Origin of the sequence: Bradyrhizobium sp. 1(2017), from assembly GCF_011602485.2 — a bacterium.
Classification (GTDB): domain Bacteria; phylum Pseudomonadota; class Alphaproteobacteria; order Rhizobiales; family Xanthobacteraceae; genus Bradyrhizobium.
This window is the reverse complement of sequence record NZ_CP050022.2, coordinates 1,576,150-1,596,725: the sequence shown is the minus strand read 5'-3', so window position 1 is coordinate 1,596,725 and position 20,576 is coordinate 1,576,150. Positions and strand designations below refer to the sequence as shown.

At 65.3% G+C, this 20,576-nt stretch carries 19 protein-coding genes and 1 tRNA gene; 6 read left to right on the top strand and 14 right to left on the bottom strand.

The window, feature by feature from the left end; translation table 11 throughout:
* Nucleotide 1: 1 nt before the first annotated feature.
* Nucleotides 2-925 carry an HpcH/HpaI aldolase/citrate lyase family protein gene (locus HAP40_RS07690; protein WP_166818371.1) on the top strand — a complete coding sequence of 308 codons (924 nt, stop codon included), beginning with the start codon at nucleotides 2-4 and terminating at the stop codon, nucleotides 923-925.
* A 6-nt stretch (nucleotides 926-931) separates the two neighbouring features.
* Nucleotides 932-1,870: an AEC family transporter gene (locus HAP40_RS07685; RefSeq protein WP_166818372.1), complete on the top strand. Its 939-nt coding sequence runs from the start codon at nucleotides 932-934 to the stop codon at nucleotides 1,868-1,870.
* 30 nt (nucleotides 1,871-1,900) lie between these two features.
* On the opposite strand, the gene tenA is transcribed toward HAP40_RS07685, so the two are convergent.
* Together tenA and HAP40_RS07675 are read right to left on the bottom strand one after the other, a co-directional pair.
* Nucleotides 1,901-2,575: a thiaminase II gene (tenA, locus tag HAP40_RS07680; protein ID WP_166818373.1), complete on the bottom strand. Its 675-nt coding sequence runs from the start codon at nucleotides 2,573-2,575 to the stop codon at nucleotides 1,901-1,903.
* Nucleotides 2,576-2,754: 179 nt separating this feature from the next.
* Nucleotides 2,755-3,342: a DUF4126 domain-containing protein gene (locus HAP40_RS07675; RefSeq protein WP_166818374.1), complete on the bottom strand. Its 588-nt coding sequence runs from the start codon at nucleotides 3,340-3,342 to the stop codon at nucleotides 2,755-2,757.
* 242 nt (nucleotides 3,343-3,584) lie between these two features.
* Between HAP40_RS07675 and HAP40_RS07670 the strand changes: the two genes are divergently transcribed.
* A complete protein-coding gene (locus HAP40_RS07670) occupies nucleotides 3,585-3,887 on the top strand; it encodes a hypothetical protein (protein WP_246741155.1) in 303 nt (100 codons plus the stop codon).
* Between the two features lie 81 nt (nucleotides 3,888-3,968).
* Nucleotides 3,969-4,238, top strand: coding sequence for a hypothetical protein (locus HAP40_RS07665; protein WP_208024805.1), 270 nt, complete (start codon nucleotides 3,969-3,971; stop codon nucleotides 4,236-4,238).
* 216 nt (nucleotides 4,239-4,454) lie between these two features.
* On the opposite strand, the gene HAP40_RS07660 is transcribed toward HAP40_RS07665, so the two are convergent.
* Together HAP40_RS07660 and HAP40_RS07655 are read right to left on the bottom strand one after the other, a co-directional pair.
* Nucleotides 4,455-4,531: transfer RNA gene (locus HAP40_RS07660), tRNA-His, on the bottom strand.
* 191 nt (nucleotides 4,532-4,722) lie between these two features.
* Nucleotides 4,723-5,157, bottom strand: a complete 435-nt coding sequence (locus HAP40_RS07655) for a phasin (RefSeq protein WP_166818375.1) — start codon at nucleotides 5,155-5,157, stop codon at nucleotides 4,723-4,725.
* 610 nt (nucleotides 5,158-5,767) lie between these two features.
* On the opposite strand from HAP40_RS07655, the gene HAP40_RS07650 reads away from it, so the two are divergent.
* Together HAP40_RS07650 and HAP40_RS07645 are read left to right on the top strand one after the other, a co-directional pair.
* Entirely contained in the window at nucleotides 5,768-9,205 is a 3,438-nt protein-coding gene (locus tag HAP40_RS07650; protein WP_166818376.1) for a PAS domain-containing protein, read from the top strand.
* Nucleotides 9,206-9,296: 91 nt separating this feature from the next.
* A complete protein-coding gene (locus tag HAP40_RS07645) occupies nucleotides 9,297-9,551 on the top strand; it encodes a PepSY domain-containing protein (protein WP_166818377.1) in 255 nt (84 codons plus the stop codon).
* 115 nt (nucleotides 9,552-9,666) lie between these two features.
* Here the strand turns inward: HAP40_RS07645 and HAP40_RS07640 are convergent, their stop codons facing one another.
* From HAP40_RS07640 to glmM, 10 genes are all read right to left on the bottom strand, one after another.
* Entirely contained in the window at nucleotides 9,667-10,839 is a 1,173-nt protein-coding gene (locus tag HAP40_RS07640; RefSeq protein WP_166818378.1) for a thiolase family protein, read from the bottom strand.
* A 264-nt stretch (nucleotides 10,840-11,103) separates the two neighbouring features.
* Nucleotides 11,104-12,693 carry a phosphoglycerate dehydrogenase gene (gene serA / locus HAP40_RS07635; RefSeq protein ID WP_166818379.1) on the bottom strand — a complete coding sequence of 530 codons (1,590 nt, stop codon included), beginning with the start codon at nucleotides 12,691-12,693 and terminating at the stop codon, nucleotides 11,104-11,106.
* A gap of 153 nt (nucleotides 12,694-12,846) precedes the next feature.
* Nucleotides 12,847-14,019, bottom strand: a complete 1,173-nt coding sequence (locus HAP40_RS07630) for a phosphoserine transaminase (protein ID WP_166818380.1) — start codon at nucleotides 14,017-14,019, stop codon at nucleotides 12,847-12,849.
* A gap of 79 nt (nucleotides 14,020-14,098) precedes the next feature.
* Entirely contained in the window at nucleotides 14,099-14,302 is a 204-nt protein-coding gene (locus tag HAP40_RS07625) for a hypothetical protein (RefSeq protein ID WP_166818381.1), read from the bottom strand.
* 157 nt (nucleotides 14,303-14,459) lie between these two features.
* Nucleotides 14,460-14,924 carry a GNAT family N-acetyltransferase gene (locus HAP40_RS07620; protein WP_166818382.1) on the bottom strand — a complete coding sequence of 155 codons (465 nt, stop codon included), beginning with the start codon at nucleotides 14,922-14,924 and terminating at the stop codon, nucleotides 14,460-14,462.
* Nucleotides 14,925-14,941: 17 nt separating this feature from the next.
* Complete coding sequence (locus HAP40_RS07615) at nucleotides 14,942-15,532, bottom strand: glutathione S-transferase family protein (protein ID WP_166818383.1); 591 nt, start codon at nucleotides 15,530-15,532, stop codon at nucleotides 14,942-14,944.
* 75 nt (nucleotides 15,533-15,607) lie between these two features.
* Nucleotides 15,608-16,417, bottom strand: coding sequence for an outer membrane protein (locus tag HAP40_RS07610; protein ID WP_208024806.1), 810 nt, complete (start codon nucleotides 16,415-16,417; stop codon nucleotides 15,608-15,610).
* Nucleotides 16,418-16,584: 167 nt separating this feature from the next.
* Nucleotides 16,585-17,415, bottom strand: a complete 831-nt coding sequence (locus HAP40_RS07605; protein ID WP_166818384.1) for an outer membrane protein — start codon at nucleotides 17,413-17,415, stop codon at nucleotides 16,585-16,587.
* 237 nt (nucleotides 17,416-17,652) lie between these two features.
* Complete coding sequence (locus HAP40_RS07600; RefSeq protein WP_166818385.1) at nucleotides 17,653-18,900, bottom strand: MFS transporter; 1,248 nt, start codon at nucleotides 18,898-18,900, stop codon at nucleotides 17,653-17,655.
* Nucleotides 18,901-19,038: 138 nt separating this feature from the next.
* The gene (glmM, locus tag HAP40_RS07595; protein ID WP_166818386.1) at nucleotides 19,039-20,382 is read right to left on the bottom strand and encodes a phosphoglucosamine mutase; all 1,344 of its coding nucleotides are present in this window, start codon (nucleotides 20,380-20,382) and stop codon (nucleotides 19,039-19,041) included.
* Nucleotides 20,383-20,576 lie beyond the last annotated feature (194 nt).

Below are 20,576 nucleotides of genomic sequence, written 5' to 3'. Positions count from 1 at the left end.
CATGGCCTTGCTGCGGCCGAGCCGGGCCTATCTGGCTGTTCCCGCCCATCGCGCCCGCCTCGTCGCCAAGGCGGCAGCGTCAATGGCGGACGCGGTGTTCATGGATCTCGAAGACGCCGTGCCGCCCGCCGAAAAGGGCGTTGCGCTGGCTGAAGCGGCCCAGTCGCTGTCATCGCTCGACTGGGGCAGCAAGCGCGTCGCGGTCAGACTCAACGCGGTCGACAGCCCGTTCATCGCAGTGGAAATCCGCACGCTCGCCACCCTGCCCCGGCTTGATGCGGTGATCGTGCCGAAGGCGGAGCGCGTCAGCGACATCGTCGCCATCGCCGATCGCCTTCGCGCCACCGCGCCGGATCGCGCTTCGCCTGTTTCGCTCGAGCTGCTGATCGAGACCGCGCTCGGTCTCGTCAATGTCGACGCGCTCGCCGCCGCACACCCAAGCGTCGCCGCACTGCATCTCGGCGTCGGCGATCTCGCGGCCTCGCTCGGCGCCCGCACTTCCGACATCGGCATCTCGCCGGACGGCTACTGCCATGTCGGATCGGCGCAGAGCGGCTACGCCTCCGCGCCGCTCGACCTGTTCGCCTATCCCATGATGCGCCTTTTGGTCGCTGCGCGCGCCTTCGGCCTGCGCGCCATCGACGGCCCCTGCGGCGCGTTCCGCGATGCCAGGCTCACCGAAAGCAGCGCGCAGAAGGCCGCCGCGATGGGCTTTGACGGCAAGCAGGTGATCCATCCCGACCAGATCGAGCCGACGCTGCGCGCGTTCACGCCATCGGACGAGGAGCTGGCCCAGGCGCGGCGCGTCGTCGAGGCGATGGAGCAAGCCGAAGCACAGGGACAGGGCGCGGTCACCCTCGACGGCAAGATGATCGATTATGCCAATGTACGGATGGCGCGCCGGATCATCGAGCTGGGGTCGTAGAAGCGCATGGCCACATTGCTGATCGTCGCGCCGGTGTTCGCGCTGATCGCGGCCGGCTATGCGTCGGTGCTGTTTCGCTTCGTCTCGGAAAGCGCGCACAAGGGCATCTCAGAATTCGCCTTCAGCATCGCGATCCCTGCCCTCCTCTTCCGCACCATCGTCGTCTCGGAATTTCCCGACGTCAGCCCCTACAGGATGTGGGGCGCCTATTACGGCGCGCTCGCCATCACCTGGATCGCGGCGATGGCGGTCTCGGTCCTGCTGCGCGCACGGCGCGGCACCAGCGAGGACGGCGTCGTGTTCGCGATCGGCGCGGTCTACGGCAACATCGTGATGCTCGGCATTCCGCTCGTGCTCTCCGCGCTCGGCAGCGAGGCGGCGGGCCCAATGGCGCTGATCCTGTCGGTGAACACGCCGCTGCTCTGGCTCTGCGGCACGCTGCAGATGGAGTTCGTCAGCCGCAAGCACACCGGCTCGCTCCTGTCGATCATCTGGCCCGTCATCGCCGACCTCGCACGCAACCCCTTGATGCTGGCGATCGGCTTCGGCGTGGTCTGGCGTTTCACCGGCCTCGGCCTCAGCCCCGTCGTCGACCGCACCATCGAGCTGCTCGCGCAGGCGGGCTCGCCGACGGCGCTGATCGCGCTCGGCATCAACCTGTTCCGCTTCGAGGTGAAGGGCGAGAAGCTGAGCATCCTGGTGATGTGCGCACTCAAGCTCGCGGCGATGCCGGCGGCCGCCTTCGTGCTGGCGAGACTGCTCGACCTGCCCCCGGTCGCCGCCGGCGTCGTCGTGCTGTTCGCGGCGATGCCGACCGGCGCGAACGCATACATTTTTGCCGTGCAGTATCAGCGGCTGGTGAACCCGGTCTCGGGCGCGGTGGCGCTGGGGACGCTGCTGGCGGCGGCGACGTTGCCGGTGGTGGTGTGGGTGGTGGCGCGGTGAGGTAGCGGCTCCTGACGATTGCCGAAGCCGCTATTCAACACGCTGGCCCGCGCGCCAGGCCATCTCCCAGAAGTCTGCCTCGAGCCGGGTGGCTTCCTTGAAGATCGCAATCAGCTCGGCCTCGCGGGCCGGCGTAGCGTAGCGATCGGCGAGATGATCCAAGTGCGCCCGCGCCTTGCCAGCGACCTCCTGGTACGGCACGCCGGCGTATTCGGCGATCCAGACGCGGTAGGCGTTGGTCGCGGCGCCCGCGAGGGGGAGCGAGGCGAGCCGCGTTGCAATCTCCGCGTATCCGATCACGCAAGGGGCAAGCGCCACCTTGAGTGCCAGCAGATCGCCGCGCATTCCGGCGTCGAGCACGTAGCGTGTATAGGCCAGCATCTCGGCCGCGGGAGGGGCCTGTTCGAGGTCGGCCGGGGATAGACCCCAATCGGCACAGAGCTTCACATGCAGGTTCATCTCGACATCGAGGATGGCCGAAAGGCCGGCCGCTGCTTCACGCATGTCGGCAAGCCTGGGCGACTTGTAGACCGCGAGCGCGTAGGCGCGAGCAAACTCGATGAGGAACAGGTAGTCCTGAACGAGGTAGTGACGAAACGCCGCTTCGGGGAGCGAGCCGTCCGCCAATCCGTTCGTGAAGGGATGCTCGGTGTAGGCCCGCCACTCAGCGGATGCTGCTGTCTTGAGACGCTCGAAGAAACTCACGATGTTTTCCGCCTGGCTTGCTTGTCCATGAACGTCTTTGGCTTGCTACCGATACCGCATTGCGACCCGGGGAGCTACGGTGACAGCGGGCAAGATTGGCTTTGAGCGTTGCGGATGGCGCCGTTGCCGGTGGTGGTGATGGTCGCGGGGATGAGGTAGCCGCGCGAGCGGTCACGCGATCACTTCGGTGCATCCGTGCGAGGAGCTGACCTGCGCAGGCGCAGGATCAATCGTATCGCCAGCCAGAGCATCAAAACGACGAGCACGAAGGCGGCAACCGGCGCAGCCAAAGCAAGAAGCGATACGAGGAGTGCACCGCCCAGTTCGGCGGTCGCAACGGTCGAGTTGCCGAGGCCAGCCGTCAGGACCGTCGATTTGGCCCGCAGGGCCGCGGTGACGCCATGCACGATGCCGGCCGCGCCGCCACCCGCGACGATGGCGGCCGTCCATTTCATCATCGGTGGAAGATCTGCCATGGTCGCCGCCGATACGATGGCTCCGGCGATCACGGCAACAGGCGCGGCGATGACATCGAGCAGATTGTCCACGCCGGGAATGAAATACGCACCGACCTCCAGGAGCGCGGCCACGCCAAGCATCAGCATTGCAGCAGGTGTTCCAAGCCACGCAAAGCCGTCGCCCAGAGGAAGCGAGCCCGAGTAAGCGGCCACGCTGGCAACCAGCATCGGCAGGAAGACCCGGAAGCCCGTCGCGGCCGCAAGACCGACACCGAGCGCGATCGACAACGCGAGATCGGAGTTCGACATGAGATCCCCAACGATTGTTGCGCTCGAATTCCTCGGGACGACTAGACGCGATGCGGCCGAGGTCATTGGGATGAGTATGCCATCGGCGCAGATCGCAATGCGCGAAGGCTACATCGCGGAGGATGAGCAAACCAAGCCAGAAATGTTGATGCAGCTGATCGCTCTGCGCGTTTCTTCCGCTTCGAAATCACAGACGAGGAGCATAGCGGTGATGGGTGCGATCGAACTCCCGGCGACGCCCGGTGGTCGCCTTCGTGCTGATCCCACCGCCAACCGCAGTCGGCATCGTCGTGCTGCTCGCGGCGATGCCGACCGGCGACAACGCGTACATTTTCGCGGTCCAGTATCAGCGGCTGGTGAACCCGGTGTCGGGCGCAGTGGCGTTGGGGACGCTGCTGGCGGCGGTGACGTTGCCGGCAGTGGTGTGGTGGTGGCGCGGTGAGGCGTCCGGGGCTTTTACGTCGGCGCCGAACGGCCTCGCCAAAGCCAACAATCGATCAGCGCAGGCCCAGGAAAGAGAGCACCGCACCAATCACGACGATTAGCCCGATGATATAGATAATTCCGTTCATAGCTCAGCTCCCTCAGCGTTGTCTGTCCTGCCGCAGCTACAAACACCTGGGGGCATGAAAAGGTTCGCCGGTGCTCGCCGCCGTTTTCCGCCAAAGCCCGGGAACGAAAACCAACGATCGTGCTGTGGCGCGCCGCCGCGCAACAACACGATCACTTTGCCCTTACACGCAAAGGTCGCCAATCTGCCTGATACCCGTTGCAAGGAGGGCAACATCGGACGACGCGAAGACATGCTCGCATTGGTCGGGCACGCCACGCCTACGCAGCGCGGCGACGTCGATGGCTTGGTGACAGCCTTCATCCTGATGGCGCATTCCCCCTGATGGGCCGACAAGAGCACGGTCGAACTGACAGGAAGCCGAGCTGGTCGACGGTGATCGCGCCGCGGTCCATTTGCGCATTGACGTTCGCGACCGTTCAACTGGAAAGACGTTCAGCACCGAGCTCTGACCTGCTCAGATTTCAGGATGGCAAGATCGTCGAACTGATTGAGCTTGCGGGTACGGCGCAGATCAATGCGATGGGGGGATTAGGAGCGCTGGTACAGTTGGGTGGGCTCGAACCACCGACCTCCTGTTCCACAGACAGGCGCTCTAACCAACTGAGCTACAACTGCATCCTGGCGAGCCGCGCCTTGGGACGCCCTTAAGGGCCGTTGCCAAGGGGGCTGGACGGGGCGGAAACTAGGTGCAACGGGCGTTTTTGGCAAGGCCGCAAAGCCTGAGAATCGCTCCTCGAACAGCGTTATTTCCAAAACAAAACCCGGGCGCTGGGCCCGGGTTTCTTAATCAAATCAATCCGATCCGCTCAGGCGGCGGGATGATAGTACTTCGAGGCGTTGGCCTTGATCGGCTCGGCGGTCTCGGCGGCGACGCGCTGGGTGAGCTCGACCAGCTCCTTGGCCTGGGACTGGAAGGTCTCGAGCTGCTTGCGGGTGTGGCCGGTCCACAGCTCCAGCGCTTCCGTCGGCGATTTGGCGCCGAACAGCTGCTGGGCGAAGTCCAGCTGGGCGCTCGAATTGGCCTTCATGAACTCCACCAGCTTGGCGGTGTACTCGCTCGCGCCCTTGTTGGCGCAGGTGAACACGGCCTCGACGGTGCCGTTGTGGCTCTCGGCGGCGTCCTTGAACTTGGCGTAGTTCTCGCGGGCCTGCGACACGCCCTTCTCGGCGAACGCACGCATCTGCTCGGGAACCTCGAACGGGATGATCGAGGCAGAAAACGGATCAGTCGCACCTGTCATGTTGGTCCCTCACGCTAATGAAAAAATGGAGTGAGCCTTCTGGCGCGCCCGCCGGCCCCGAGCACGGGCCCTCGCATTGAGCGGGAACGAAGACTGGAAACGCGATACAAAGGAGATGGCTCGCCCAGCGCCCAGCATTGTGGCTGCCTATCATGTCAACATTGTGCATCGCAACGCGCCAGACGGGTGCGTTGCGAAATTTAATCCCGGCAAGGGTGAGGTTCCCGGAACGGGGAACCGGGGGTTGAGGTAATGGAGTCCCGTCGTTTGCCCGAGCGAAGCGAGGGAGCCTCGGATTCATTCCACCGTCATTTCTGCAACCTGATGGATTCCGGGTTCGCGTCCGCGCGCCGGGGAATGACGAGCTGAGGGCGTCCGACGCCTTGTCTTGCAACCGCGCCGCGCCTGCCGCCCCGCCTCCGAATCCCTTGGATGAAGCGGGCGGCGGCTTGCGGGGTTGGGCACATTAAGGTTATCGCGGCTTAGGGGGCCTCCTCCGGGGCCGGGCCGTGGACCTGCCCGTGGCTGCGGGCGATACTAACCCTTTCTTAAGGCTGTCCTTCCCGGCAGCCGCCCCCTTGGGACGCTTGCGAGGCTTAAAGCCGGTCGGATGAAGAGTTCGGATTTCCAGTTGCGAGGCGTGGACGATCCCCGGCTGGCCGTGCACGCGACGTCTCCGCTGGCCACCTGGCTGTGGTCGATCGACGGCGCGCGCGTGCTGTGGGCCAATCCGGTCGGCGCCAGGCTGTTCGGCGCGGCGCACGCCACGGCGCTCGCGGACAAGGTGTTCGGCCCCGCGGACAGCCACCGCCGCCAGGTCGCACGCCTCGCGCGCAGCCTGCCGGCAGGCGGCGGCGTGCGGCTCGAACGGCTGCGCGGCTTCGGCGCCCGGCTCGGCGCGCTGATGACCTGCGCCTGCGCGCGGCTCGACTTTGCCGATGGCGGCCATTTTAGCGAGAGATCTGCCGTGCTCATCACCGCGATGGATCCGGCCTTGCGCAGCATGCCGCTGATCGAGCGGCTGCATCGCCTCGTCGCCGGCGCCACGGTGCCGATGGCGGCATTCGCGCCCGACGGCCTGTTCGTCGGCGCCAGCGAAGCCGCGCGCGCGCTGCTCGGCTTTCGCGATCTCGGCGAAGCCGGTCTCGAGCAGGCGCGCAGCGATGCGCTGGCACGCGGCCGCGCCGAGACGCCGATCGGCATCGGCCAGATGGTGCTGCAACGGGTCGGCACCGGCGCCGATATCGGCCTCATCGCGCTGATCGCGCCCCACGCCGCACAGGATGCCGCGCATGACTCGCCCGCGGCCGAAGGCGTGCCGGATGCGGTGGCCGAAGCAAAGGCCGAACCCGCGCGGCAGGAAGCCGAGATGCCAAGCGCGCCGCCGCCATCGCAGCATGCGCCGGCCGGCATCGCCTTGTTCGACGCCTTCGCGGAGCCGATCGACGCCACCGAACCGGCCGCGCCGACGACGCTCGCATCCGAACCGGCCGCGAGCGAAGCGGGCGCAGAGGCTCTGCAAGACCCGGTGCCCGAGCAGGCCGTCGAGGCCGTCGCCGAAACTCCGGTTGAAAACTGCGCAGAGGCCATCGTGTCGCCGCAGGCTGCGCCGATCACGATGGGCATGGTCGAGCCGCCGTCGGGCCATGAGCCGCCCGCACCGCGTCAACATCCGCTGCGCTTCCTCTGGCAGACGGATGACGAGGGCCGCTTTGTGCTTCTCTCCGGCGAATTCGTCGGCCTGATGGGCGCGCACACCGCCTCGGGCTTCGGCCGGCCCTGGCGCGAGATCGCCGCGGACTTCGCGCTCGATCCGCAAGGCCGCGTTGCAAAGGCGCTCGAGAGCCACGACACCTGGGCCGGCATCACCGTGAACTGGCCAGCCGATGGCGACGAGCGTCTGGCGGTCGAGCTTGCGGGTCTTCCGGTCTATGACCGCGCGCGCAACTTCGCGGGCTTCAAGGGATTTGGCGTCTGCCGCGATCTCGACGGCCTGAACCGGCTCGAAGCGCTCCGGCGTTTCGAAAAGCGGACCGGGCCGCCGGTGCAGCATGGCCGTTCCGCCGACGTCGTCGCGCCAGAACCAGAGCCGGAGCCCGTGGCAGAGGCACCGCCTCCGCCGATCGCGCCGCCTGAGCCAGAGCCCGAACTGCCCGAACCCGAAGCGAACTCACCCCCAACCGATCCCGAGCCGTCCGTGGAAACCCCAGTGGAAACGCCTCCCAACGTCGTGCCCTTCCGCCCGCCCGGCGATCCCCGGTCACAAGGTGACCAGAGGTCACAAGGTGACCAGAGAGCGCCGACGCTGACGCCGGTCGAGAACAGCGCGTTTAACGAGCTCGCCCGGCAATTGTCCGAGCGCCTCGAACGCGAGCGCGAGACGATCGCGGCCGATGCCGTCGAGCCGCCGGCCGCGGAGATCACGCCCGAGCCGCCGGAGCACGCGGCGCAGCAAGCCGCAGCCGAATGGCTGAGCGAGCCCGCGCCGCCGGCCCGCGGTGCGCCCGCACGCGACCGCGCGCTGCTCGATCTCATGCCGACGGGCATCCTGATCTACCGCCTCGACCGCCTGCTCTACGCCAACCCCGCCTTCCTCGCGCGCCTGGGCTATGCAAATCTCGGCGCGCTGGACGATGCCGGCGGGCTCGACGCGCTCTATGTCGAGCCGGGCGTCTCAGCGGCCAGCAGCACCTCGCAGGCGGGCACGCCGGTGACGATCAGCGCGACGGCGGCAAACGGTGAAGCGCCGCTCGCGACCTGCGACGCGCATCTGCACACGATCGACTGGGACGGCGACAGCGCACATGCGCTGGTCTGCGCGCTGCCGCCAGCGGCACCCGTCATCGCCGCGCCGCCGGTTGTTGCCGGGACTGTCGTCACCGAAACCCTCGTCGAAGAATCCTTCCCCTTTGCACCCGAGCTCGAGCCCGCCGCCGGCGACGCCGACGCGGAGGATCTCGCCGCGATCCTGGACACCACGGCCGAGGGCATCGTGATGTTCGATGCCGAGGGCAATATCCACGCCTGCAACCGCAGTGCCGAGGCGCTGTTCGGCTATGACGGCCAGGCGCTGCTCGAGCAGAACCTGGTGACGCTGTTCGCGCCCGAGAGCCAGCAGATCGTCGCCGACTATCTCGACAGCGTGAAGAGCCAGGACATTGCGAGCCTGCTCGACCACGGCCGCGAGGTGCTGGGCCGCGAGAAAAAGGGCGGCGTCATTCCGCTCGCGATGATCATGGGCCGCACGCGGCCGGACGGGCCGAACTTCTTCGCCGTGTTCCGCGATCTCTCCCAGAGCAAGAAGGGCGAGAGCGAGCTGACGCGGGCCCGCCGTCTCGCCGACGGCGCGGCGAATGCCAAGGCCGACATGCTGGCGCGGATCAGCCACGAGATCCGCACGCCGCTCAACGCGATCATCGGCTTTGCCGAGGTGATGATCTCCGAACGCTTCGGCACGCTCGGCAACGAGCGCTATGGCGAATACATGAAGGACATCCGCGCCTCCGGCGAGCGCGTCATCGCCATCATCGACGACCTGCTGGAGCTGTCGCGGATCGAGACCGGCAAGCTCGACCTCAACTTCGCGAACCTCAACCTCAACGACCTGGTCGAGGCCTGCGTGACGGTGATGCAGCCGCAGGCCAATCGCGAACGCATCATCATCCGCACCTCGCTCGCGCATGCGCTGCCGCAGGTGAGCGCGGACGCGCGCGCGATGCGGCAGATCAGCATGAATCTGATCTCCAACTCGATCCGACTCGCCAGCGCCGGCGGCCAGGTCATCGTCTCGACCGCACTGACCGACCGCGGCGAGATCGCGCTGCGCATCCGCGACACCGGCCATGGCCTCAGCGAGCGCGAGCTCGCCGCCGCGATGGAGCCGTTCCGCACCCCGCCGCCCGGCGACGCCGCGGACAGCTCGGCGCTGAGCCTGTCGCTGACCAAGGCCCTGGTCGAAGCCAACCGCGCCCAGTTCAACATCAAGAGCGCGGGCAATTCCGGCACGCTGATCGAGGTGGTGTTCGCACCGGCGCTGGCCAAAGCATGAGGGGACGGAACGCCGCATGCCCTAAATTGGCCCGCGTGAGAGGAACACACTGTCGGCGTTCCCGTTGAAGCCTCTTACAAGGGAGACTCTCATGAAGCTTGCCATGCTTATGGTTGCCGGTTTCCTCGCCCTTGGCTCCACAGCGAGTGCAGATCAACCCGGACCGGATTGGATGCCGATGGAGCAAGTGAAGGCCAAGGCTTTGGAGTCAGGCTACAGCCAAGTGACCAAGCTCGAAGCCGACGATGGCCGGTGGGAGGGCGAAGGCATCAAGAACGGACAGAAGATGGAATTCCATGCCGATCCCAAGACCGGCGTCATCACGCGCGAGAAGCCTGACCATTAGGCTCGCGTAGACGACCGCCGGCGCAGCCGGCAGTCTCGTCCGTTTCGTACAGCTCAACGCCCAAACAGAAAGGGCACGGCTCGCGCCGTGCCCTTTCGCGTTCCTGCCGCTGATCTCAGCTGTAGATCTCGAACAGTCCGGCGCCGCCCTGGCCGCCGCCGATGCACATCGTCACCACGCCCCACTTCGCCTTGCGGCGCGCGCCTTCCTGCAGCAGGTGGCCGGTGAGACGTGCGCCGGTCATGCCGAAGGGGTGACCGATCGCGATCGAACCGCCGTTGACGTTGTACTTGGCGGGATCGATGCCGAGCTGGTCGCGGCAATACAGGCACTGGCTGGCGAAGGCTTCATTGAGCTCCCACAGGTCGATGTCGTCGACCTTGAGGCCGGTGCGCTTCAAGAGCTTCGGGATCGCGAACACCGGGCCGATGCCCATCTCGTCGGGCTCGCAGCCGGCGGTGGCCCAGGCGACGAAACGGCCGAGCGGCTTGAGGCCGCGCTTCTCGGCGTCCTTGGCCTCCATCAGCACCACGGCGGCGGCGCCGTCGGAGAGCTGGCTGGCATTGCCGGCGGTGACGAACTTGCCGGGGCCCTTCACCGGCTCGAGCTTGGCGAGACCTTCCATCGTGGTCTCGGGCCGGTTGCACTCGTCGCGGTCGACGGTGTAGTCGACGATGCTCTCCGCCTTGGTCTGCTTGTCGACGACCTTCATCTTCGTCTTCATCGGGACGATCTCGTCCTTGAACTTGTTCGCCTGCTGCGCCGCAGCCATGCGGCGCTGCGATTCCAGCGAGAACTCGTCCTGGTATTCACGGCTGAGCTTGTAGCGCTCGGCGACGATGTCGGCGGTGTCGATCATCGCCATGAAGATGTCGGGTGCGACCTTGAGCAACTCAGGGTCGATCGATTCCTTCGGCGTCCCGCCGCCCGGCATCGAGATGCTCTCGACGCCGCCGGCGACGATGCAGTCGGCGCCATCCGAGCGGATCGAGTTGGCGGCCATCGCGATGGTCTGGAGTCCCGAGGAGCAGAACCGGTTCACCGAGACGCCGGCGGTGGTCTTCGGCAGACCCGCGAGCAGCGCGGCCTGGCGGCCGATGTTCGGCGCGCCATGGGCGCAATTGCCGAGATAGCAGTCCTCGACATAGTCCTTGTCGACGCCGGCGCGGCTCACAGCGTGCTGGATGGCGTGCGCCGCGAGCGACATCGGCGGCGTGATGTTGAACCCGCCGCGGCCGGATTTCGCAAGGCCCGTGCGCGCATAGGAAACGATGACGGCTTCACGCATTGTCTTCTCCCTTTTCGAACGATCTTGAACGGAGCGTGGTTACGAGGCGTTCTTGGCGCCATTGGTACACAAAGTTGGTCAGGCGCGGGAAAATAAAAACGCCGCCTCCGGGTGATGGAAGCGGCATTGTTCCGCGGCTCGGAATATGTATGATTCTCGTCATTCCGGGGCGATGCGCAGACATCGAACCCGGAATCTCGAGATTCTCAGGCGCGCAAGTGCGCGCCGGAGATCTCGCTTCGCGAGCCCCGGAATGACGGAGCGTCAGAACGTCAGTGCCTTGACCTGCTTGACCTGCGGCAGCGCCTGCACCTTGGCGAGCACGTCTGCCGGCACCGCGCCGTCGACCTCGATGAGCGCGATCGCATCGCCGCCCTGCTCGACCCGGCCGAGATGGAAGGTCGCGATGTTGATCTTGGCGTCGCCCAAGAGGCTTGCGAACTTGCCGATGAAGCCCGGCTTGTCCTCGTTGGTGACGTAGATCATCGACTTGCCGAACTCGGCGTCGACCCGGATGCCCTTGATGTCGACCAGACGCGGCTTGCCGTCGTGATACACCGTGCCGGAGACCGAACGCTCCTGGCGTTCCGTCGCGACCGTCACCGTGATCAGGCTTTCATAATCGCTCTGCGCGGCGCGGGTCACCTCGTCGACCACCATGCCGCGCTCCTTGGCGACGACGGGCGCCGACACCACGTTGACCTCGCCCAGCATCGGCCGCAGCAGGCCGGACAGCACGGCGGAGGTCAGCGCCTTGATCTTCATCTCCGCGACATGACCCTCATAGGTGATCGTGACCTTCGAGATGCCGGTCTCGGTGAGCTGGCCGGCGAAGGAGCCGAGCTTCTCGGCCAGCGCGATGAAGGGTTTCAGCTTCGGCGCCTCTTCGGCGGTGATCGAGGGGAAGTTGATGGCGTTGGAGATCGCGCCGGACAACAGATAGTCCGACATCTGCTCGGCCACCTGCAGCGCGACGTTCTCCTGCGCCTCGGTGGTGGAGGCGCCGAGATGCGGCGTGCAGATCACGTTGGGATGGCCGAACAGCACGTTCGCATTCGCGGGCTCCTCGACGAAGACGTCGAAGGCGGCGCCGGCGATGTGCTTGGAGTTGAGGGCATCGAGCACCGCCTGCTCGTCGACGAGACCGCCGCGGGCGCAGTTGATCAGGCGCACGCCCTTCTTCATCTTGGCGATTGCAGCCGCATCGATGATGTTCTTGGTCTTCTCGGTGAGCGGGGTGTGCAGGGTGATGAAATCGGCGCGCCTGAGCAGATCGTCGAGGTCGACCTTCTCGACGCCGATGTCCTTGGCACGCTCCGGCGACAGGAACGGATCGAACGCGATCACCTTCATGCGCAGGCCGAGGCCACGGTCGGCGACGATCGAGCCGATATTGCCGCAGCCGACGACGCCGAGCACCTTGCCGGTAATCTCGACGCCCATGAAGCGGTTCTTCTCCCACTTGCCGGCCTGGGTCGAGGCGTCGGCCTGCGGGATCTCGCGGGCGAGCGCCAGCATCAAGGTGACGGCGTGCTCGGCGGTCGTGATCGAATTGCCGAACGGCGTGTTCATCACGATGATGCCCTTCGCCGTGGCGGCGGGGATCTCGACATTGTCGACGCCGATGCCGGCGCGGCCGATCACCTTGAGGTTGGTGGCCTTGTCGATGATCTTCGCGGTGGCCTTGGTCGCGGAGCGGATCGCGAGGCCGTCGTAATTGCCGATGATCTCGGCGAGCTTGTCCTTGTCCTTGCCGAGGTTGGGCTGGAAGTCGACCTCGATGCCGCGATCCTTGAAGATCTGCACGGCAGCGGGCGAGAGCGCGTCGGAAATGAGAACTTTGGGTTTGGTCATGGGTGTCATCCGTGGTGCGAGCTGCATTTACGGAACGTCACCTGCGGGCAAAACCCGCGGGTCCATCTCTCTTGATGGATGGATGGCCGGGTCACCTTTGCAAAGACGCGCTTCGCGCTGATGCCCGGCCATGACGAGAACGAGTTGGACGAGTTACGCCGCTTTCGCGAGCGCGGCCTTGGTCTCGGCGAAGGCCCAGTCGATCCACTGCGTCAGCAGCTCGACGTCCTTGGCCTCGACGGTGGCGCCGCACCAGATGCGCAGGCCGGCCGGCGCATCGCGGTAATAGGCGAAGTCGTAGCCGGCGCCTTCCTTCTCGACCAGCGCGACCAGCTTCTTGGAGAAGTCGGCCTGCGCGTCCTCGGAGAGCGAGGTGATCGCGGGATCGGTGAACTTCAGACACACCGAGGTGTTGGAGCGGATCGCGGCGTCCTTGGCCAGGAAGTCGATCCACGGCGTCTTCGCCTTCCAGTCGGCGAGCACCTTGGTGTTGGCGTCGGCACGGGCGATTAGCGCCTTGAGACCGCCGATCGACTTGGCCCAGTTCAGCGCATCGAGATAATCCTCGACGCAGAGCATCGACGGCGTGTTGATGGTCTCGCCGACGAAGATGCCTTCGTTGATCTTGCCGCCCTTGGTCATGCGGAAGATCTTCGGCAGCGGCCAGGCCGGCTTGTAGGTCTCGAGCCGCTCCACCGCACGCGGCGACAGGATCAGCATGCCGTGTGCGGCCTCACCGCCGAGCGCCTTCTGCCAGGAGAAGGTGACGACGTCGAGCTTGGCCCAGTCGAGAGCCTGCGCAAACGCAGCCGAGGTCGCGTCGCAAATGGTCAGGCCTTCACGGGTCGCGCTGATCCAATCGGCGTTCGGCACGCGCACGCCTGACGTGGTGCCGTTCCAGGTGAAGACGACGTCGCTCTTCGGATCGACCTTCGACAGGTCGGGGATCTCACCGTATGCCGCGTTCAGCTTGGTGACGTCCTTGAGCTTCAATTCCTTGACGATGTCGCTGACCCATCCCTCGCCGAAGGATTCCCAGGCGAGCGTGGTGACGGGCCGTGCGCCGAGCAGTGACCACAGCGCCATCTCGACCGCGCCGGTATCGGACGCCGGCACGATGCCGATGCGGTAATCGGCGGGGACCTCGAGCACTTCGCGCGTCAGATCGATCGCGAGCTTGAGCTTGGTCTTGCCGACCTTCGCGCGATGCGAGCGGCCGAGAGCTGCGTCCTTGAGATTTTGGGCGTTCCAGCCGGGGCGCTTGGCGCAGGGGCCGGAGGAAAAATGCGGCACGGTCGGCCGCGAAGCGGGCTTCGCTACAGTCATGATCTACCCTTCCAGATAGTAAGCCTCCCGTTGGGGGGAGGTGTCCCGCCGCGGCTGATACGGGAATCGGGAAGGGCAGTCAAGGAAGTTCCGGGGCCTCACGCGCGAGTGATGGCGCGTCCACCGGTTTCTCGGGAGATTCGGCCGCAGCCAGGGCATTCAGCAGATCCGTCGCCTCGCTGATCAGTTGCGCGGCGCGACGGCGGCTGCCGACTTTCAAAATGCACTTGTCGTCGGCCTGCACGACATAGTCGTTGCCGACCTTGATCAGTGAATAGCTCATCGAAATCCCCGAACCAACCGAGCCCGGTGTCTGACGTCCCGTAGCACCGTTCGTTCCCGGAGAAACGTGAACGACGGACGGGTAGTTTATCAGCCCTTAATGCGAACGAACACGCGATCCGATTTCGCAGCTTGCGCAAAGGCCGCGATGAGCTGCCTCAAAAGCGAACAGTCATGCCGACGTGGCTCGATGCAAATCCAAGCCGCTTGTAGAAGCGCTGCGCATCGACGCGCGTCTGATGCGTCAGCAGTTCGACCAGATTGCAGCCGCGCGCCTTCGCTTCCGTCACCGCCCATTGCACCAGCTGCTCACCGATGCCGCGGCTGCGACAATCAGTGGCAACGCGGACGTCTTCGAGCAGGCCGCGCGAACCGCCTTGTGAGCTCAGCCCCGGGAGGATCGCGAGCTGCAGACAACCGACCACCCTGCCCTCGCTCTCGGCGACAACCAACTGAAGATTCGAATCGCGCATGATCCGCTCGAACGCGTCGTAGTAAGACGCAGGCAGCGGATCCTCCACGCGCTCGCGGGCGCGCCCCAGATGATCGTCGGCGAGCATCGCCACGATCGCCGCAACGTCGTCGCGGCGCGCGCGACGGATGGAGACGGGCTTGGCAGTCATGCAGGAAACTCCAGAGCTCAGCGCACAGGCGGAAGGCCGAGCAAGGCCTCGGCCTCGCCGATCCAGCGGCGAACGGCCGCAAAGCGGCCGAGATCGAAGCCACCTTCATGCGCGACGCGCGTATAGGCGAGCAGCGAGACATCCGCGAGCGAAACCGTCTCGCCTGCGAGGAAGCGGCTGGCCGAAAGATGCTGCTCCATCCGCTCGAGCGCCGCATAGCCGCGCTTGACCTTCTCGGGGTCGAGCTCGGATGCATCCTTGCCGAGGTAGACCAGCAGGAAACGGCACACCGCGACATAGGGCTCGTGGCTGTACTGTTCCCAGAACAGCCATTCGTCCATCTTGGCAGCAGTGAAGGCGTCGCGCGGAACGAGCGCGCTGTCGCGGGCGAGATAGCGGATGATGGCATTGGACTGCGCCAGCGTGCGGCCGTCGTCGAATGCGACGGTCGGCACCTGGCCGGCACCGTTCATCGCCAGAAATTGCGGCGTGCGCGTCTCGCCCTTGCGCGTGTCGATCTCGATCCATTGGTAGGGCAATGCGAGCTTGTCGCAGACCCATTTCACCTTGAGACAATTGCCGGAATTGCTGTCGCCGTAGATCTTCATCGCTCGCCACGCCCCGCGTTCAGCGACAGAGCATCAGGACGGCGCAGAGCTGTCAACCGCGGCGTGCGCGGAGGGTCAGAATTTGTAGCCGAGACCGGCGCGAACGGTGTTGATGCTGGTGTCGACCTGGGAGGTGAAGCGGATATATTCGTACTCCGCACGCATGAACAAGCCGCCGACCAGATTGACATCGACGCCGAGACCGGCGCTGTAGCCGTAAATCAGATGATTGTGCTGGGCCTCGGTCGCGGAGATAGGCCCCTGCAGAACGCCGGCCGGGGTCACATAATCCTGCACGCTCACCGTACGCGTGATGTCGGCGTTGCCAAGCGCAAGTCCTGCGAACATATACGGGAGGAAGCATCCCCACGCATAGCCAGCCCTGCCGCGAAATGTCGCCATGTCCTTGATCGCGATCGCGGACGTCGAGCTTGCCGTGACGGAGTGCACGTTACCGTCAGACAGTTGGTTGCTGCGGGCTTCGCTGGCCGAGGCTGATCCCCCGAAGGAACCATGGAGGTAGCTTGCCTCGATGCCGAGCACGACATCGTCCCACTGGCCATTGTAGCCGATGAAGGCGCCGTATCCGGAGCTGCGGCGGGAGGCCTTGCCGAGTCCCAGATTCCACTGCGATACACCCATCTCCGACTCGATCAACGTATCGGCCAACAATGCCGCCATCATGTTGCTGGTCGAGCCGTTGAAGTTCTCGTCGGACGAGCCATAGCCGGCCTGAACGCCGAAATAGCTGCCCTGCCAGATTGGCCGGGCACTGGTCAGACCGTCGGTGAAGCTGCCGCGCAGGATCGGCAGATCCGGCATGTCGGCCGCGTGTGCAGCAGACACCGTCCCCAACATCGCTGCCGCCACCATCAGCCTACGCATCGCAACGCTCCATCGGACTCGAACTGTTGCGATGATCATCGCCTGTTAACCTTAACCAATGGTTGCGTCAGGCGACTTCATCGCCACTCGCCATGAAAAATACGCAAAGCAAAACGGCGCGGGATGATCCCGCGCCGTTAAGAAGTCCTAACCGATCGGCTTGCCGATCAGCCCTTGGTGACGAGCGGCGGCGGCACGTAGGCCGGCGGGCTGTTGAGGTCCCAGCGCACGCCGAGCTTGATGTCGTGCGAGGTGATGTCCCTGACCTTGATCGTCGAGGGACCCGAGATGCTGCCGTCGAACGCGCGGAAGTTGCCAGGCGCGGCATCGCCGAGATCCATGTAGCTGTAGGCCAGTTCGACCGTGAAGCCGGGATTGACCTTGTACGCGAGGCCGGCATGGGCGGCCCAGGCGAAGTTCCACTGCCCCTTGTCGGCGAAATAGGTCACGCTGCTGACGGGAGGGCCGCCGAGGATCTGAACGCCGTCGTCACGGAACCCGCTGAGTTTGTTGTAGGAGCCGCCGACACCGGCGCCGATGAACGGAGTGATGCACCACCAGGTGCCGAGATCGACATAGGCATTGGCCATGACGACCCACTCGGATTTGCTGCCGCCGTAGTTGTTCGAGCCGACAAAACCAGGCCCAACGAGGTTGTCTGCACCATGCAGGTTGGCCTTGCCTCGATACTGGCCGATCAGGTCCGCACGGAACCAGTTATTGAAGCGATAGCCCACGCCGAGACCAAACAGGGGGGACGAGTCAAAGCCCACTCCGACGTTCGTCGCCTGAAATCCGGCCGGCAGGACGCTGTCGATGCGCTTGGCGCTCTGATTGGTCATGCCGATGTCGCCACGCAGATACCAGCCGCCGAAATCGGCGGGCGGAGGCGGCGCGTACATGGGAGGGGGCGCGGCGATCGGCATGTCGGCGGCGAAAGCCATCGACGAGATCAGGGTTGCCGCACCCGCGGCAAGGAGAGTTTTAACGCTACGCATTGGCTTCGTCCTTATGGCCGGTGAGGCAAATTGCAGACGCCCCACGTTCTGGAAACTCACGGGCGGACGATGCCAGCAAATGTTTAAGCGCCACTTAACCCTAATTTTTAAGGTTGATTTTTTCTCAACTCACACGCGCCCGCCGCGCGAGCGTTGCAAGAACGCCGCGCGGAATGCGGCGAGCTCGCCGTAATTCCTAACGATGTGTGAAACCGCATTGCTGCGGGAGAGGATGCGTTAACGAACCGGCCGCGGCAGTTTCGGCAGGAACACCGCGAGCAGCCCGATCGCCGGCAGCCAGGCGCAGATCTGGTAGACGAACGCGATCGAGGTGTGATCGGCGAGCTCGCCGAGCACGGCGGCCCCAAGGCCCCCGATGCCGAAGGCGACGCCGAAGAACACGCCGGAGATCATGCCGAAGCGATGCGGCACCAGCTCCTGCGCGAACACGATGATCGACGACGTGGTCGAGGAGATGATCAGACCAATGATCACCGACAGCACCGCGCTGGCGTAGAGCCCGGCATAGGGCAGCGCCAGCGTGAACGGCAGCGCGCCGAGGATCGAGATCCAGATCACGATCTTGCGGCCGAAGCGATCCCCCAGGGGACCGCCGAGAAATGCGCCGACGGCGTTCGCAGCAAGGAAGACGAACAGATAGATTTGCGCAGCCTGCGTCGACACGCCGAAACGGTCGATCAGATAGAAGATGTAATAGCTCGACAGGCTCGACACGTAGAGCTGCTTGGAGAACAGCAGCGCGACCAGCACGAGCAGCGCGATGACGACGCGGCGCGAGCTCGGCGCGCCCGGCTGGATATGAACGGGCGCGGCCTTCTTCGCCGCGATCTGCGGCGCGTACCAGCGGCCGATGCGCCAGAGGATGACGATCGCGAGAAAGGCGATCGAGGAGAACCAGGCGATGCTGCCCTGCCCGAACGGCACGACGATGAGCGCGGCGAGCACCGGCCCCATCGAGGTGCCGAAGCTGCCGCCGAGCTGGAATACCGATTGCGCGAAGCCGTAGCGCCCGCCGGAGGCGAGCCGCGCGATGCGTGCGGATTCGGGGTGAAACACCGCCGAGCCGAGACCGACCAGCGCGGCGGCGACGAGGATGACGAGATATTGATGCGCGGCGCTGAGCAGCAACAGACCGAAGAAGGTCGAGGCCATGCCGATCGCCAGCGAATAGGGCTGCGCCTTCTTGTCGGTGTAGTGCCCGACCACCGGCTGAAGCAGCGAGGCCGTGAACTGGAAGGCCAGCGTGATCATGCCGATCTGCGCGAAGTCGAGCGCGTAGGTGTCCTTCAGGATCGGATACACCGAGGCGATCAGCGACTGCATGGTGTCGTTGAGGAAATGCGAGACGCTGATGCCGGCAAGCACGACATAAGCCGGCCCCGCGGCCACCTTGGCAGGCGCCACGTCGCTGACGACGACGGGCTCGGTCAGCGTGTCCGCAGGTACGACGACAACCTTGTTCAATGGAGCGACCCCGGCGCGGCAGATTGCCGCGACAAGCTCATTACGATGCAGGCGGCGATGGAACCACCGCCAATCGTTTATGGCTGGAATGCGCGTGCCTTACCCTCTCCCCCCGCGGGGGGGAGAAGGAAGGACGACTCAAGCCGCCGCCTGCCCCAGCGCGGAGACGATGGTGTCGACGACGTCCTCGACCAGGATGCGGTCCTCACCCTCGCCCATCACGCGGATCACGGGCTCGGTGCCGGAGGAGCGGATCAACAGGCGGCCGTGGCCGTTGAGGCGCCTCTCGCCGTCGGAGATCGCCGACTTGACGTCGGAATCGTCGAGCGGCTTGCCGCCCTTGTGGCGGACGTTCTTGAGGATCTGCGGCAGCGCATCGAAGCGGTGGCAGACCTCGGACACCGGCCGCCGCGACTTCTGCACCACCGCCAGCACCTGCAAGGCTGCAACGAAGCCGTCGCCGGTGGTGGCGTAGTCGGACAGGATGATGTGGCCGGACTGCTCGCCACCGAGATTGTAGCCGCCGTTCAGCATCTGCTCGAGCACGTAGCGGTCGCCGACCGGCGTGCGCACGAGATCGAGTCCCTGCCCCTTCAGGAAACGCTCGAGGCCGAGATTGGACATCACGGTCGCGACGATGCCCGGCCGCGACAGCCGGCCGTCTTCCTTCCAGCTCTGCGCGATCACGGCGAGCAGCTGGTCGCCGTCGACGATATGGCCGCGCTCGTCGACCAGGATGACGCGATCGGCGTCGCCGTCGAGCGCGATGCCGATGTCAGCGCGCATCTCGCGCACCTTCTTCGACAGCGCTTCCGGCGAGGTGGAGCCGCATTCCTTGTTGATGTTGAAGCCATCGGGCTCGACGCCGATCGGCACGACGTCGGCACCCAGCTCCCACAGCGCCTCCGGCACGACCTTGTAGGCGGCGCCATTGGCGCAATCGACCACGACCCGCAGACCGTCCAGCGACAGATCGCGCGGCAGCGTGCGCTTGGCGAATTCGATGTAGCGGTCATGCACGCCGTCGATGCGGCGGGCGCGGCCGAGGCTCGCACTTTGGGCGAGCCGCTTGTCGAGGGATTCGTCGAGCAGCTGCTCGATCTGGCGCTCGACGTCGTCGGAGAGCTTGAAGCCCTGCGGCCCGAACAGCTTGATCCCGTTGTCCTCGAACAGATTGTGCGAGGCCGAGATCATGACGCCGAGATCGGCGCGCATCGACTTGGTCAGCATCGCGACCGCCGGCGTCGGCATCGGTCCGACCAGCAGCACGTCCATCCCGACCGAGGTGAAGCCCGCGACCATCGCGTATTCGATCATGTAGCCGGACAGGCGGGTATCCTTGCCGATCACGACCCGATGGCGGTGATCGCCGCGCTGAAACGCAAGGCCTGCGGCTTGCCCGACCTTGAGCGCGAGCTCCGGTGTGATCAGACCGTTGGCGCGGCCCCGAATCCCATCCGTCCCGAAATATTTGCGGCTCATATCGTCCCCCACGCAACAACCAGGGATCCCCTCTGCAACCACGGGCTGCCCGAACGGGCCCCGCATCCCTGATGTGCTGAGGTCTTATAAGGCTATCGCGGCAAACTTGGCTTCAAAAAATGTGATAAATCGTTACGGAACCGGGCGCGCGGGTCGCCCGATAACGTATTGTTAACACTATATTTCCCGCAGGA